15 protein-coding genes and 1 pseudogene are annotated in these 14,145 nt (G+C 55.2%); 3 read left to right on the forward strand and 13 right to left on the reverse strand.

Going from position 1 to position 14,145, the window contains the following annotated elements; all coding sequences use genetic code 11:
• The first annotated feature begins 1 nt into the window (after nt 1).
• Both R6U90_RS04555 and R6U90_RS04560 read left to right on the forward strand, forming a co-directional pair.
• Nucleotides 2–2,026: a CocE/NonD family hydrolase gene (locus R6U90_RS04555; protein WP_410351488.1), complete on the forward strand. Its 2,025-nt coding sequence runs from the start codon at nt 2–4 to the stop codon at nt 2,024–2,026.
• Nucleotides 2,027–2,248: 222 nt separating this feature from the next.
• The gene (locus R6U90_RS04560) at nt 2,249–3,145 is read left to right on the forward strand and encodes a cation diffusion facilitator family transporter (RefSeq protein WP_410351489.1); all 897 of its coding nucleotides are present in this window, start codon (nt 2,249–2,251) and stop codon (nt 3,143–3,145) included.
• Between the two features lie 592 nt (nt 3,146–3,737).
• Here the strand turns inward: R6U90_RS04560 and R6U90_RS04565 are convergent.
• The 5 genes and pseudogenes from R6U90_RS04565 to R6U90_RS04585 all read right to left on the reverse strand — a co-directional run bounded on the left by R6U90_RS04565 (nt 3,738) and on the right by R6U90_RS04585 (nt 9,006).
• Entirely contained in the window at nt 3,738–4,340 is a 603-nt protein-coding gene (locus R6U90_RS04565) for a class I SAM-dependent DNA methyltransferase (RefSeq protein ID WP_410351490.1), read from the reverse strand.
• A gap of 106 nt (nt 4,341–4,446) precedes the next feature.
• A pseudogene (locus R6U90_RS04570) lies at nt 4,447–4,859 on the reverse strand (VOC family protein).
• A gap of 161 nt (nt 4,860–5,020) precedes the next feature.
• Nucleotides 5,021–6,235, reverse strand: coding sequence for a glycolate oxidase subunit GlcF (gene glcF, locus R6U90_RS04575; RefSeq protein ID WP_410351491.1), 1,215 nt, complete (start codon nt 6,233–6,235; stop codon nt 5,021–5,023).
• Between the two features lie 221 nt (nt 6,236–6,456).
• Entirely contained in the window at nt 6,457–7,515 is a 1,059-nt protein-coding gene (glcE, locus tag R6U90_RS04580) for a glycolate oxidase subunit GlcE (protein ID WP_410351492.1), read from the reverse strand.
• A gap of 3 nt (nt 7,516–7,518) precedes the next feature.
• Nucleotides 7,519–9,006 (reverse strand): FAD-linked oxidase C-terminal domain-containing protein, encoded by a 1,488-nt coding sequence (locus tag R6U90_RS04585; RefSeq protein WP_410351493.1) that lies wholly within the window; start codon nt 9,004–9,006, stop codon nt 7,519–7,521.
• Between the two features lie 272 nt (nt 9,007–9,278).
• Here R6U90_RS04585 and R6U90_RS04590 point away from each other — a divergent pair, with 272 nt between their 5' ends.
• The gene (locus R6U90_RS04590) at nt 9,279–10,301 is read left to right on the forward strand and encodes a YeeE/YedE family protein (RefSeq protein ID WP_410351494.1); all 1,023 of its coding nucleotides are present in this window, start codon (nt 9,279–9,281) and stop codon (nt 10,299–10,301) included.
• 148 nt (nt 10,302–10,449) lie between these two features.
• Here R6U90_RS04590 and R6U90_RS04595 read toward each other — a convergent pair whose 3' ends face one another.
• The 8 genes from R6U90_RS04595 to R6U90_RS04630 all read right to left on the reverse strand — a co-directional run.
• Nucleotides 10,450–11,097: a nuclease-related domain-containing protein gene (locus tag R6U90_RS04595; protein ID WP_410351495.1), complete on the reverse strand. Its 648-nt coding sequence runs from the start codon at nt 11,095–11,097 to the stop codon at nt 10,450–10,452.
• Nucleotides 11,098–11,210: 113 nt separating this feature from the next.
• Complete coding sequence (locus R6U90_RS04600; RefSeq protein ID WP_410351496.1) at nt 11,211–11,402, reverse strand: hypothetical protein; 192 nt, start codon at nt 11,400–11,402, stop codon at nt 11,211–11,213.
• Between the two features lie 108 nt (nt 11,403–11,510).
• Nucleotides 11,511–12,053 (reverse strand): hypothetical protein, encoded by a 543-nt coding sequence (locus tag R6U90_RS04605; protein WP_410351497.1) that lies wholly within the window; start codon nt 12,051–12,053, stop codon nt 11,511–11,513.
• Nucleotides 12,046–12,246 carry a hypothetical protein gene (locus R6U90_RS04610; protein WP_410351498.1) on the reverse strand — a complete coding sequence of 67 codons (201 nt, stop codon included), beginning with the start codon at nt 12,244–12,246 and terminating at the stop codon, nt 12,046–12,048. Before R6U90_RS04610 ends, R6U90_RS04605 begins: the two co-directional genes overlap by 8 nt.
• Nucleotides 12,230–12,484 carry a DUF2442 domain-containing protein gene (locus tag R6U90_RS04615; RefSeq protein ID WP_410351499.1) on the reverse strand — a complete coding sequence of 85 codons (255 nt, stop codon included), beginning with the start codon at nt 12,482–12,484 and terminating at the stop codon, nt 12,230–12,232. The genes R6U90_RS04610 and R6U90_RS04615 overlap by 17 nt, the downstream gene beginning before the upstream one ends.
• Nucleotides 12,465–12,701 (reverse strand): DUF4160 domain-containing protein, encoded by a 237-nt coding sequence (locus tag R6U90_RS04620; RefSeq protein WP_410351500.1) that lies wholly within the window; start codon nt 12,699–12,701, stop codon nt 12,465–12,467. Before R6U90_RS04620 ends, R6U90_RS04615 begins: the two co-directional genes overlap by 20 nt.
• A gap of 530 nt (nt 12,702–13,231) precedes the next feature.
• A complete protein-coding gene (locus tag R6U90_RS04625) occupies nt 13,232–13,714 on the reverse strand; it encodes a hydrogenase maturation protease (RefSeq protein WP_410351501.1) in 483 nt (160 codons plus the stop codon).
• The coding region (locus R6U90_RS04630) for a nickel-dependent hydrogenase large subunit (RefSeq protein WP_410351502.1) at nt 13,711–14,145 on the reverse strand (435 nt) is incomplete at its 5' end. The genes R6U90_RS04625 and R6U90_RS04630, both read right to left, overlap by 4 nt.

Here is a 14,145-nt window from a genome sequence, read left to right on the forward strand (position 1 = left end):
AATGCGCATCGTCACTGAATTCCCACACAAGGTAAAAGCCATCGAAAACGTCTGGATCCCCATGCCTGACGGCATCCACCTGGCGGCCCGCCTGTGGCTCCCGGAAGATGCCGAACAGGAACCGGTACCGGTGATTCTCGAATATATCCCTTATCGCAAGCGCGATTCTGTTCGGGCCAGGGATGAACAGATCTATCCCTATTTCGCCGGCCACGGTTATGCCGGGATCCGGGTGGACCTGCGTGGTAGCGGCGACTCCGAGGGCGTGCTGCGTGATGAGTACCTGCAACAGGAGCTGGACGACGGTCTGGCGATCCTGCAATGGCTGGAAGAACAACCGTGGTGCAATGGCAAGGTCGGAATGATGGGTATCTCGTGGGGAGGGTTCAATGGCCTGCAAATCGCCGCCATGCGTCCCCCGCAACTCAAAGCCATCATTACCGCCAGCTCAACTGATGATCGTTATGCCGATGATGTCCATCACATGGGCGGTTGTCTGCTGGGAGATAACCTCTCCTGGGCATCCACCATGTTCGCCTACAACTCCTGCCCGCCCGATCCTGAGCTGGTCGGCGACAAATGGCGCGATATGTGGTTCGAACGACTGCGGGGCAGCGGCCTGTGGCTGGACAAATGGCTGCAGCACCAGCGCCGGGATGATTACTGGAAACACGGTTCGATTTGCGAGGATTACAGCGCCGTGCAATGCCCGGTGATGGCTATCAGCGGCTGGGCTGACGGCTATTCCAATGCTGTATTCCGCTTGCTGGAGAATCTCGAAGCGCCACGCTGCGGACTTATTGGACCGTGGGGCCATAAATATCCCCATATCGGTCAGCCCGGCCCGGCCATCGGGTTCTTGCAGGAGGCAGTCCGCTGGTGGGACAAGTGGTTAAAAGATATCGACAACGGGGTCGACAAGGACCCAATGCTACGGGTCTGGATGCAGGACAGTGTTCCGCCCACCACCCGCTATCAGATGCGTCCTGGTCGCTGGATTGCCGAGAACGAGTGGCCGGCTGAAAAAATCGAACTGCGGGAATTTATTCTCGGTCCGGCGCGCCAGCTGCTCCCCGCCGATAAAACCACCGAAGAGGAAACCCGTAACCTGCAATCGCCGCTCGGTCTTGGCCTGTTTGCCGGCAAATGGTGCTCCTATGCAGCCGCACCCGATCTTCCCCATGACCAGCGCCAGGAAGATGGAGGTGCCCTGGTCTTTGACAGCGAGCCACTGGAAGAACCTCTCGAGATTCTCGGCGCCCCCACGGTTGAACTGGAAGTGATCCCGGACAAACCCGTCGCCATGCTGGCGGTTCGGCTTTCCGACATCGCCCCCGACAATAAAGCAGCCCGCGTAACCTATGGGTTACTGAACCTGACCCATCGTGACGATTCAGAGCATCCCAAAACGCTGCAACCGGGCAAACAATACCGGGTCCATGTTCAGCTCAACAACATCGCCCAGCATTTCCCCGCCGGTCATCGGCTGCGCATCGCTGTATCCACCTCTTACTGGCCGCTGGCCTGGCCGGCCCCGGAGTCTACCCAGGTCAAAGTCATTACGGGACGCAGTCGTGCCTTGTTGCCGGTGCGTCCGCCCAGGGATAGCGATAACAATCTACGGCCATTCGGAGAGCCGGAAGCCGCTCCTCCCCTGGACACCGAGATGATCGAGCCGGAGCACCATAACTGGCGTGTTATCCGGGATCTGGATCTCGACCTTTCGACCCTGAAAGTCATTAACGACAATGGCATCGTCTATATCAAAGACATCGACCTGGAGATGGGCCGCAAGGCACTGGAGTGGTATACCTATCAGGGAGATGACTTCAACTCGGTTCGAGGTGAAACCCTCTGGGAACGCAGTTACAAACGGGGAGACTGGTTTGTCAAAACCATTACCCGCACTGTATTGACTTCAACTGCAACTGACTTCCATTTGCGCGCTGAACTCGACGCTTACGAAGGCGATAAACGGGTCTATTCCGCTAACTGGGACAGAGTCATACCACGGGATTTTGTCTAAATAGATGTTCCGAATACCAGATCACTTTGTTCAAAAGATTGCTTCGCTTCGCTCGCAATGACCCAAAATAGTGAGGTCATTGCGAGGAACAACGTGACGAAGCAATCTCTCTGGACTGGTATTCGGAACATCTATTTAGACCATATCAATAGCAATGATAGACGCGCGGCACTGATACTGATGGCATTGACAGCGTCCTATTTAAAATAGATAGTTGCCACGATGGCTCATGAACATCATCACATCCCGCATAGCTACAACCGCGCTTTTGCCATAGGCATCAGTCTGAACCTGATCTTTGTGGTGATCGAGTTTGTTTATGGCTTCCTCGGCAACTCGCTGGCACTGATCACCGACGCCGGACATAACCTTTCCGATGTGCTGACCTTGCTGCTGGCCTGGGGCGCTATCTATCTGGCCGGCAAGGAACCCACGCCGTATCGCACTTATGGCTTCCGTCGATTGACAATTCTCGCTTCGTTGTTGAGCGGGATGTTGTTGCTGGTGGCGGTGGGCGCAATTGCCTGGGAGGCGGTGGGCCGCCTGGCCGATCCGCAACCGGTCGACGGTATGACCGTGATCATCGTCGCCGCAATCGGCGTGGTGATCAATACCATCACCGCGCTGCTGTTCATCCGTGGCCAGAAGCATGATCTGAATATCAAGGCGGCTTTTTTGCACATGGCCGCCGATGCGGGCGTGTCGCTTGGCGTAGTGATCGCCGGTGTCGTCATCATGTTTACCGACTGGCTGTGGGTCGATCCCCTGCTTGGTCTGCTTATCGCACTGGTCATTCTCTACAGCACGCTGGAACTGCTGCGTGATTCCACCGGCCTGGCCATTGATGCCGTTCCCAAAGGGATCGACCCGCATGAGGTTGAAGCTTATTTAAAACAGCTCCCCGGTGTCGACGAAGTTCACGACTTGCACATCTGGCCGGTGAGCACCACCGAAAACGCACTCACCGCACATCTGGTCGTCCCGCAATTTCCGGCTGATGACGCGCTGGTGCAACTGGCCAGCGACGAACTGCACCGTCGCTTCGGCATCGACCACGTCACACTGCAATGCGAGACCGGCAACGATTACTGCAAACAGGCCAGCCCGGGCAGTTTGTAGCTAACAGGCTTATATCAACCTTTTTCACCACGAAGACATGAAGCCTCGAAGTATTTAAGAAGAATTAAACCATAATGATCTCGCAGAGGCGCCAAGACGCCAAGGACAAATAAATTATTTCTCTGCGGCTTGGCGTCTTGGCGAGAAACATCTATTCGGGTTTGATTTTCACCACGAAGGCGCGAAGTATAACAATTGTTTTCCTCGTGGCTTCGCGTCTTCGTGGTAAAGCTTTTAAAATCTTCTGTACCAGTGCGTTATTAGAGACCAGTTGGCAGTCGGTAGGCCCGAGATAGCGAAGCGCTATCGGGCATTTATCTAATAGAAGCAGTGACAGGAACACTCTGTTGTGGGTGGGGCTTGCAGCCGCGACTTGTCGAACCTGGCAGGCTGGTCGCCGATGAAATCGCCTCCCACAAAAAAATAGTTGGCAGAAACAGTGCAGGTCAGGTTGCACGCAGTGCTACCTGACATAACACTGATTATCACCACGAAGGCGCGAAGTCTCGAAGTATATGAATATTCTCTTCGTGTCTTCGAGCCTTTTCTGGTAAAGCTTTTAGAGTTTTCTGTACCAGCACGCAGTCAGAAATCACCCGTAGCTGGCAGTCACCAGAAAAACGGGGTAATCCGCCTCTTCCTTGTTGACTACATGGGCGGTGCTGAACCGGATATCGGTGAAGCCCTGCTCGCGCATTAACGACTCGAGGGCATCACGCTCGAATCCGTGGTGGAAGACGCCTTCCACATCGGCCGGATGAAAGGTCCCATCTTCCCTGTCCAGATCGGCCAGGGCGACCCGACCGCCTGACCTGAGGCTGTCGGCAAAGCGACCGAACAGTTTTACCGTGTCTTCGACGTGATGCAGGGCCATGGCGCTGACAATAAGATCAAACTTCTGCTTCAGAGGAGCTTCGAGAATATCCTGACAGCAGATCTCTACCTTGCCCTGCAATTCCGGCTTGGCAGCCAGCTTTTCCAGCATGGAACCGGAAACGTCCACCGCCACAATATTATTCACGTGCGGGGCGATATGCGCGCTGATCAATCCGGTACCGGCACCAAAGTCCATGACCGACATGTCACTGCTCAGCGGGATACGCTCGACAATGGCCGACCCGATGCCCACCGACAAGGCTGTAATCATCTCGTTGGTATCCCAGTCCCGGGACTTTTCTTCAAACAGATCCGACATGCCTGATTTCTCCTGTTACAAGCTGAAGAGAAGACTATTTTGACAAAGACTGTTCAGAAATAACAGTTTTACGCGCCCGGGAGGCTCAAGATAAGAGTGTGTATATTTAGGCCGCCTCTTCCGGCCCCACCCGGAACAACGGGTTATGCGCCACCTCCCAGAGGTGGCCATCGGGATCCTGAAAGTAACCGCTATAGCCGCCCAGAAGACTTTTTCGGATCGTCTGGTAATCGTTGCTACAGCCTGTTCGGCAAGACGGATAACTTCATCCACCTCGGCTTCAGAGTGTACGTTGTGCGCCAGGGTGAAGCCTTCAAAGCCAGTGCCTTGCGCCGGGACACCGGCATCTTGTGCCAATGCCTCCCGCCCGTACAATTCCAGCCACGTGCCATTAAGCGTGAAGAAGGCGACTTGCGGCTGGGATTCCCTGCGCGGGAATCCCAGCCCCTGTTCGTAGAATCGGATTGATGCCTCCAGGTCGCGCACGCCCAGGGTGACCATGCTGATTCGCGGCTTCATTGGCTATCTCCCTATGTCATCAGACTAAACAATGTCAGCATCACATTAATTATAGAAGCTCACACAGACCATTAAATCATCGCCTTCTATCCGCTGATAGACTTCAGATGACGTAAATTCCGGAGAGAACTGACAGCCCATAACCAACCGTTCGAGGTTGGCTATACGGTCTCATCCAGCAATTCGATCCAGTGCCTGACCGGCCTACCCGCCTTGCTGGCAAGGTGCATCTGGCAGCCGATATTGGCGGTGACGATAACATCGGGCTCGTCCTGTTGCAGGGCGACCAGCTTGTTATCGCGCAGCTGGTTGGAGAGTGTCGGCTGGAGAATCGAGTAAGTGCCGGCCGAGCCGCAACACAGATGGGGATCGGGGACTTCAGTAAGAGTGAAGCCGGCATTTAGCAGTATACCTTCCACCACGCCGTTGATCTGCTGGCCGTGCTGCAGGGTACAGGGACTATGGAAGGCAACCTTGTTATAGTCGGACTTGTTGTCCAGTTGTGACAGATCCTCGTCACGCATGACTTCACTGATATCTTTGGCCAGCTCACTGACCCGGGCGGCCTGTTTGGCGTAGGTCGGATCATGCTTTAACAGCTCGCCGTATTCCTTGACCATGGCACCACAGCCGCTGGCGGTGATCACAATCGCCTCCGCTCCCGCTTCAATATGCGGCCACCAGGCGGCGATGTTGTTGCGCATGAAATCCAGCCCCTCTTCCGCTGCGGAAAGATGATGACTGACGGCGCCGCAACATCCCGCTCGCTCGGCGCTGACAAGTTCGACACCGAGCCTGTCCAGCACCCGTGCAGCGGCGGCATTGGTATTGGGGGTGGAAACACTCTGCACGCAGCCCTCGAGTACCAGCATCTTGCGCGCATGCGTTTGCCCGGGCCTCGATATGGGGGTTTGCAGTGTCGGTATCTGATTGCGTAGCGCAGCCGGCATGACGTTCCTGAAAAGATTACCGGCTCTGACCAACGGCGCAAAGCGTTTTGGATAAGGGACCACCTTGCGCAACAACCAGCGTTGCAGGGTTTCTAATTTGCCACGGGAAACTTTTTCTTCCACCCGCTCACGACCGATTTCCACCAGCCGACCGTAACGCACGCCGGAAGGACAGGTGGTCTCGCAGGCCCGGCAGGTCAGACAACGATCCAGGTGTTGCTGGGTTTTGTGGGTAACCTCGTTCTCCTCTAACGCCTGCTTGATTAGATAAATCCGTCCGCGTGGTCCGTCCAGTTCATCGCCCAGCAATTGATAGGTCGGACAAGTGGCAGTACAGAAACCGCAATGCACGCAGGCACGCAGGATGTCATTGGCTTCCCGGCCCTGGGGGGTATTCAGGAACTGTTGGCTCAGATTCGTCTGCATGGTTGCCTTTGCCTGGTCTGTTGCATCCCTGGACAGTGACGAGGGACGAGGGACGAGTTACGAGGCCTCTTTAATAGATCACTCACTGATGTCTTTAATACGCCATTCTTACCGATTTCCGATTTCCGATTTCCGATTTCCGATTTCCGACTTCCGACTTCCGACTTCCGACTTCCGACTTCCGACTTCCGATTTATAACTGCCGACTGCCCTCTGCCAACTTAGATTTCCTTATACATCCGCCCCGGATTAAATATCCCCCTGGGATCGAAAGCCTGTTTTAAATTGCGCTGCAGTTTCATCAGCCCCGCGGGTAACGGATGAAAGACCTCCAGGTCGCCGGACTCGCCGCGATAAAGTGTCGCGTGACCACCGGCTTTTTCCGCGGTCTGGCGAATTCGCTCCGCCGGCTCGTCGGCGACCAGCCAGCGTTGTGCCCCGCCCCATTCATATAGCCACTTTCCTTTTAACGGAACAGGCGGCGTGGTAGAGGCCAGGGACAGACGCCACAGCGGTTTGTCGCCGGAGAAAAAGGCGTGCTGCTGTTCCTTGAGTTTGTGCCACCAGGTCCGGGTTGGCGGCACTTCCTCCCCGCCGATCAACTTGCGCGCGGCGGCGATAGTGCCTGCGGTGCCACACAGGCGCACATAGAGACTCACGCCGTCGTAACAGGTCGCCGAGATGGGCAAGGACTGCTGCGCCCACTGGTTCATGCGTTTAATCGCACTCTCTTCTGAGCACTCCTGGACCAGGGTTTGCTCGCCCTCGGGACGGGGCAATACCTTGAGCGAGACTTCGAGCAACACGCCCAGTGTCCCCAGCGCGCCGGCCATCAATCGCGAGACATCGTAACCGGCGACGTTTTTCATCACCTCGCCACCGAAGTGCAGTAGCTCGCCCCGGCCGTTAATCAGTTTGCAACCGAGGACAAAATCGCGTGCCGCACCGGCTGTAGCCCGGCGCGGACCGGAAAAGTTGCAGGCCACGGTGCCGCCCAGCGTGGCTCCTGCGCCAAAATGCGGCGGCTCGAAGGCCAGCATCTGGCCCTGTTTCGCCAGGGTTTGTTCAATGATTTCCAGCGGCGTCCCGGCGCGTGCGGTCAGCACCAGCTCGGTCGGCTCGTAAGTCACGATACCCGTGTGGCCGCCTGTCTCAAGCGGCGTCCCCGATACAGCATGTCCATAGAAGGACTTGCTGTTGCTGCCGCGAATCGCCAGCGGCTGATGGTGTTCCAGGGCACTTTGCACCTGCTGTTGTAACTGTTCGCTGATGTCGGCCATGAATCAGAACCGATCCAGCTCGGGAAACGGCAGTTCCCCGTGGTGCACATGCATGGCGCCGAACTCGGCGCAACGATGCAGGGTGGGAACCGCTTTGCCGGGATTGAGCAGGCCCCTGGGATCGAAGGCATTTTTGATCGCATGAAACTGGGTCAGCTCCAGCGCATCGAATTGCACGCACATCTGGTTGATCTTCTCCATGCCCACGCCGTGTTCGCCGGTGATGGTGCCGCCAACTTCCACACACAACTCCAGTATCTTGCCACCGAATTCTTCGGTGCGTTCCAGCTCGCCGGGTTTATTGGCATCGTACAGGATCAACGGATGCAGGTTGCCGTCGCCGGCATGAAACACATTGGCCACCGGCAATTCATACTCTGCAGATAACCCGGCGATCTTGCATAACACTTCGGGCAGGTGCTTGCGCGGAATGGTACCGTCCATGCAATAGTAATCAGGCGAGAGGCGCCCCACCGCCGGGAATGCCGCCTTGCGGCCCTTCCAGAAATTCATGCGTTCGGCATCATTGCTTGCGGTACGCACCTCGGTGGCACCACTGTGATTCAATATCTCACGCACCTGGTAGACATGGGCCGAGACTTCCTCGTTGGTGCCATCAAGTTCACACAACAGGATCGCTTCGGCGCTGACCGGGTAACCGGCATGCACGAAATCCTCGGCGGCCTGGATGGCCAGTTTATCCATCATCTCCAGTCCGGCGGGAATGATTCCGGCGGAGATGATGTTGCCCACCGCCTGACCGGCTTTGACCACGTCATCGAAGGCCGCCAGTATCACCTGGGCGCGATCGGGTTTGGGCAGTAACTTCACGGTCACTTCCACGATCACCCCGAGCATGCCTTCGGAGCCGGTCATCAGCGCCAGTAGATCATAACCCGCCGCATCCAGTCCGCTGCCGCCGATGGTCAGCAGCTCGCCATCGATGGTAATCAGTTTCAGTTGCTGAATATTGTGCACAGTCAGACCGTATTTCAGACAATGCACGCCACCGGCATTCTCGGCCACGTTGCCCCCGATGCTGCAGGCGATCTGCGAGGAAGGATCGGGCGCATAATAAAGACCGTGCTGTGCCACCGCCTCGGAAATTGCCAGGTTACGCACCCCCGGTTGTACCCGCGCTATACGCTGCTCGGGATCAACCTGCAAGATCTGGTTAAACCGCGCCAGGCTCAGTAACACACCCTGCTCGTGCGGCAGGGCCCCGCCCGACAGACCGGTGCCGGCCCCGCGCGCCACGACCGGCACATCGAATTCACTGCAGGCTTTTAAAATGGTCTGGACCTGCTCGATAGTATCGGGCAACACCACCGCCAGCGGTAACTTGCGATAGGCGGACAGCCCGTCGCATTCATACGGATGCAGATCCTCCTCGCTGTATAACACCTGTTCGGCGGGCAACAGCGCCTTGAAGCGGCGAATCAGTTTTTTGCGAATAGCCGGTATAGTGTGTTGTGCAGCGCTGTCGCTCATACGGAACCATCAATAGGGGCAGGGAATAAATAAATAGCCCCTGCAAATAGAGGTTATGGATCAAAAACGAACAGTCATTCTACCCCTGTTACCACAGAGGTGAAACCTCGGGACGATGAGCCCGGTAACAGCTCCACTGTTTGTTATCACACAGGGGATAACACAAAGCTGATAATGATTTTTCGCTCTATTTCCCTGCCCATGATGGTGTCATCAGGACGAATTGGGTAACATTCAGGGCCAGAATAAAAACACCACCGAGGGAGGAGAGCATGTTCGAGGATGTCACTAATTATCTGATCGCCGGCGGCCTGCTGGCCGGGCTGATCTACGGGCTGGTTGCCCGGCACTTCGATCTGGACATGATGCAGGCCGTGCGCAACGTGTTTCGTGAATCCAGTCACCGCCAGCAGCTGGCTGTGGCGACGGCGATGCTGGTGGCCATCGTCGGCACATACTGGCTGGAGACGACCGGCACGGTAGATATTGCCAGTGCCGGCTATCGCAATGCGCAATTCGACTGGCTGGGTGTCCTGCTCGGGGGTCTGCTGTTCGGTATCGGCGCCAGCCTGGGCGGGCAGGATGCCGCGCGGGTCTTCGTCAACGCCGCCGGTGGCGATCTGCGCGCCCTGCTGGTGCTGTCGGTCTTCATCATCTTCGCCACCATCACCCAGTTCGGCCTGCTGGAGTCGGTACGGCTGTGGCTCACCGGCCTGACCGCGATTGATCTGACCTCCGGTGACGCCGGCATCGCCCCCATGCTGGGCCTGCCCGGCTGGCTGGTGCTGCTGGTCATCGGCGGGGCCCTGGCCACCTACATCGCCCTGCGCTGGAAGCGGGGCGGACAGATCTCCCTGCTGATCGCCGGCGGTATCATTGGCCTGATCACGGTGGCCAGCTGGTACGTGACCGGCGTGCTGGCCTTTGATGATTTCGACCCCAGAGCCCCCTCGGGCATCACTGCCTCCGGCCCCATGTCCCGCATCGGCATGCTGGTCATCGCCGGCGACACCCCCCGCCTCTCCTATGCCGTCTCCTTTGTCATCGGGCTGGCAGTCATCGGCTTTGTCTACAGCTTGCTGCGCGGCCAGTTCCGCTTCACCCCGATCCCCGGCGGCAAGCTGGGCAGTTCGATTCTGGGTGCGGCACTGATGGGCATCGGCGCTACGGTCGCCTACGGCTGCAACGTCGGCCAGGGGCTGACCGGCTTCTCTACCCTCTCACTGGAATCGGTGCTAGCCGTGGTCGGCATGTTCCTCGGGGTGATGATCGCCAGCAAAAAACGCTGGGAATAGGCTCCGCCGGCGGGCAAAAACCGGGGGGCGGGGCGATGCCCCGCCCGATCAGGCTATCCCTGGCAAATTTTACATAGAAAATGATCGATAAATCAGGATAGCCGATGTTCTCTGGTTCCCGATAAGGGCTTTGCCCCCTTTAACTTGCTTACTCTTTATCAGCAACGATAGTTTTTACATGCCTAACATGTTCACGATTTGTTTTAAATGATGGCGTAAGCCTTCCTTGTTCTATTTTTCTTGCGATTCCTATTACTTGCGATTCCGTTAAAACTTGGGTTTTCTTTGATTTGATATACCTCGCATAGCCTCCGCCAAAGGTTACATTTTCAGGCATATCGGTTTTAAAAACGCTATCTCCTACAAAAACAATTACAGAATGCACTTGCTGTTCATCCAGGTCCAACAATGACTCAAGGGTTTTTACATGCTTATAGTTCTGATGCAACGGATTCTGGAATTTGTTTGAATATTTATAGATCTTCTGAGTCCATGTTTTCTGATTAGGACTCCCAAATATCCAGCCTTTCATGTTCTTTGTTTCAACCACGAATATGCCAAATTCTGAAACGATGATGTGATCAATCTGCGTACTTCCATCTTCTGTTGGCAGGGTCACATTCTTGATTAGATGGTATTTTCCTTTGTCCAGTAGCAATCTCGCAGAAAAATTGACGATAAACTCTCCGACCACACCTTTAAACCAAGGGGACTTAAGAATACCTGCAAGGATCGCTATTGGTACCAGATACCAAAGAGCACCGACTATTTGGTTGATGATTGGCGTAAAATCCATTCTACGATCTCGCTTTATTCACATAACGCCGCAAATAACAACCATTTTTCGGGATCAGGTCTTCTCTCTTGCTTCCTGAACGAAGTCTTGGGGGCCAGATGCCGTCTTCCCTGTCAAGCATAATTCGCATCATACGGTACTTCTTTTTTCAAAACACCATAGATGATGCGAATGAGTTTTCGCATAGATGCACCGACTAACGCTATTTTCGATTTGCCCGCCTCAGTCAGTCTCTGGTTTAGCTCAACAATCGATGGGTTATAGCGCATAGCGATGATCGCAGGCATAAAAAATTCTTTGCGCAAGGCTCCTCTCCCAAGAAAAGGTGCCGGAGGGATTTAATTTTAGTCAACCTTGATAATTGCTCATTTTTTTATCCCTCCGACACCTTTTTTTCTGGTGTGGAACATCGATTAGTCGAAGTAGGAACGAACGCTGAAGAGGATACGGAATTCGTCATCCTGCAATTCTCCGTCATCACTATCGACGTAGATATCATTCGAAGCAAAAAGGTAGCTGCCGTCCACGGCAAGAGCGACGTCGTCACGGATGAAGTACTTCATGCCACCACCGACCGAAAATACGGCAGCGTCGTTGTCGAGACCGCTATCGTCGGCTTCGACATCGGCCCAGACAACACCGGCGCTCAGAAATGGCACAAGAGCCGAATCAAGGATGAGGTTGTACTCGGCACGGGCACCCAGTTCGGTGCTCATGTAGCGTTCGTCGTCGCGTAACCCAGCAACCACGGCAACCTCGATTCCATCGGCGACGAACTGACCGTAGGCGAGCTGAATATGTAATTTATCTCCCATCACATCGAAGTACCCTGCACCTTCAAGAACCCTGGTACCCTTGTCCAGATTCGGGGTAATAACGCCAGATTCGTTTTCAGCGGCAACCGCCGAACCCGACAGCATTGCTGCGGCTGCAAACAATAACCATGTTTTACTCATCTCCTGCTTCTCCTGTTTTGTTGACTTTCTCGACAAGGGAAAAGACCATCTTTCCCACTCCCTGGAAAGAAAAAGGGCTCTGACCCTGACGGATCTGCAATCTCAGACCTTTCGGGGGCCAGTTCTTGTCTTTTGCTTCCTGAAATTCAAAACGCAAGACCTGACCTTGAAGACTTTTATGACTGCTGGTCATTTCCGCGCAGCAATCCGGCCACACTCAGGTCTTCATCTATCTCCGGCCAATGGATACCTTCACCATCACCCAGAAGCTCATAGTTCTCTAATTGAGTTTTCGCGGCTTCGGATAAACGCGGAAACCAAACTAATGGGACTGTAATCTTTCGCCCATCAACCAATGACACGATTAGATCATCGTCTGTAAACTCGACACTCTGAGCCAAAGGATGTGTTTCAACTGCTAATGTGCTCATTCCACGCCTCCAGGAATATTTTCCTGTTTTCATCAATATGCTTGTGTATCGTTCGCAGTTCGTGCGATGCAAACCGCTTTGACCCTGCCAACGCAACAGGGTTTAACCAAAATTTAGCAAGAAACTGTTCTCTTTGTATATAAATATGGGGCGGCTCCCCTCTTTCATTACTATAGAAAAAGAACCGATAGGGCCCAATCTTGAGTATTGTTGGCATATTACACTGTCATCCCTTCTTCCTTGATCGCATAACAGTTAGTTAGACACATGTTTGGCTATCCCGGACCCGGCTCCAGATATTACAGAAATCACCCATAATCGTAGCAGGGAGGAAGTGGGTTTTCGAGCTTAGCACCACCTTGTTTTGCTGACATATCAGGGTTTCCCCTACTATCCCTGGCCGGTTGTAGTCCCGTCAGACGCCGCCGAGCATCGCAGAGCAAGGAGGAACAGCCCGAAGGGTGCGCGCATGGAAGCGCGCACTCGCCCGTCGGCACACGGACGTACCGTCGGGCGAGCCCGACTGGAGCGAGAAGCGCAGGGAACCGTTTCAGCCATTGGAAATGGCTGAAACGGCGGTGTCTTTCGGGCGCGGTTTCTTTGGTTCGTTTCTTTATCGCGTAATAAAGAAATGAACTCGCCGTGCGGGCGCGAGAGCCCGCTTTCAAATTTCAGCTCGCCCGCAGGGCGAACCTTTAGATAAGCAGGGTGAACCCGCAAGAGTCGCCTCCCACAACGACATCTCCCTCACCCTCCCCTTGCAGGGTAGGGAATAAATTGTCCCCTTTCACTCAACTCACGCACGACCCGCTCAACAAGCTGTTTTGTCTCACTGGTTTCAAAAGCCACATCCGGGCTTTCCCCCGCATCCAGCCCGAACAGCACGAGCTCCTGTGGCAGCTGTCCCATGGCCCGGCCCAGGGCAATGGCTTCGGCAACACCGAAGTTATGACTCGACAGGCCCGCAGTCTGTTCACTGATCTGCTCGGCATCCAGCCGCACCAGCGTCCCGCGTGGCTTGCCCGCCTGCAACGCGTCGATCAGGATCACCCGTGCGTATCCCTGCAGGCTTTCAATCAGGCCAGGGCCGGGGCGATCCAGTTTGAGGAACGTGCAGTCCTGCAATGCCCCATCAGCATCCTTTTTTTTCTTTAGATTATCGACGACGTGCCAGCCCAGCTGATCGGCACCAAAGGGTGAACCGATGCCGGCGATCAACAACGCTTTCACTCGCGATCGACCTTGATCTTCAGAAAGTGGGTGGCGCAGGAGATGCAGGGGTCGTAATTGCGGATGACGCTTTCGGCGCGCAAGCGCAGTTCAGCATCGGCATGTTGCAGGCCGTAACTTGATAACGACTGGAACAAATCCTCTTCGATGCGCGCCTGGTTCTGACTGGTGGGCGGGACAATACGGGATCTGAGCACCATGCCTTCTTCATCCAGATCATAGCGATGCCAGAGTATGCCACGCGGGGCTTCGGTACAGCCGTAACCGGTGCCGGCCTTCGGTTCGATGAATTCAGCGCTTTGCGAAGGTATTTGATAGTTATCCAGCAGACGTATGGCTTCCTCGAAGGCATGGCAGGTTTCGATGGCGCGGGCGATGATCGAATGAAACACATTCCGGCTGGGCAGCTGCAAACCGATTTCGTCGATCAA

This window comes from Thiohalophilus sp. (genome assembly GCF_046483665.1).
Lineage (GTDB): Bacteria > Pseudomonadota > Gammaproteobacteria > UBA6429 > Thiohalophilaceae > Thiohalophilus.

Coding starts and splice junctions, on each gene's coding strand:
- R6U90_RS04555 (WP_410351488.1), top strand. CDS start 2: ATGCGCATCGTCACTGAATTCCCACACAAGGTAAAAGCCATCGAAAAC.
- R6U90_RS04560 (WP_410351489.1), top strand. CDS start 2,249: ATGGCTCATGAACATCATCACATCCCGCATAGCTACAACCGCGCTTTT.
- R6U90_RS04565 (WP_410351490.1), bottom strand. CDS start 4,340: ATGTCGGATCTGTTTGAAGAAAAGTCCCGGGACTGGGATACCAACGAG.
- glcF (WP_410351491.1), bottom strand. CDS start 6,235: ATGCAGACGAATCTGAGCCAACAGTTCCTGAATACCCCCCAGGGCCGG.
- glcE (WP_410351492.1), bottom strand. CDS start 7,515: ATGGCCGACATCAGCGAACAGTTACAACAGCAGGTGCAAAGTGCCCTG.
- R6U90_RS04585 (WP_410351493.1), bottom strand. CDS start 9,006: ATGAGCGACAGCGCTGCACAACACACTATACCGGCTATTCGCAAAAAA.
- R6U90_RS04590 (WP_410351494.1), top strand. CDS start 9,279: ATGTTCGAGGATGTCACTAATTATCTGATCGCCGGCGGCCTGCTGGCC.
- R6U90_RS04595 (WP_410351495.1), bottom strand. CDS start 11,097: ATGGATTTTACGCCAATCATCAACCAAATAGTCGGTGCTCTTTGGTAT.
- R6U90_RS04605 (WP_410351497.1), bottom strand. CDS start 12,053: ATGAGTAAAACATGGTTATTGTTTGCAGCCGCAGCAATGCTGTCGGGT.
- R6U90_RS04610 (WP_410351498.1), bottom strand. CDS start 12,246: ATGACCAGCAGTCATAAAAGTCTTCAAGGTCAGGTCTTGCGTTTTGAA.
- R6U90_RS04615 (WP_410351499.1), bottom strand. CDS start 12,484: ATGAGCACATTAGCAGTTGAAACACATCCTTTGGCTCAGAGTGTCGAG.
- R6U90_RS04620 (WP_410351500.1), bottom strand. CDS start 12,701: ATGCCAACAATACTCAAGATTGGGCCCTATCGGTTCTTTTTCTATAGT.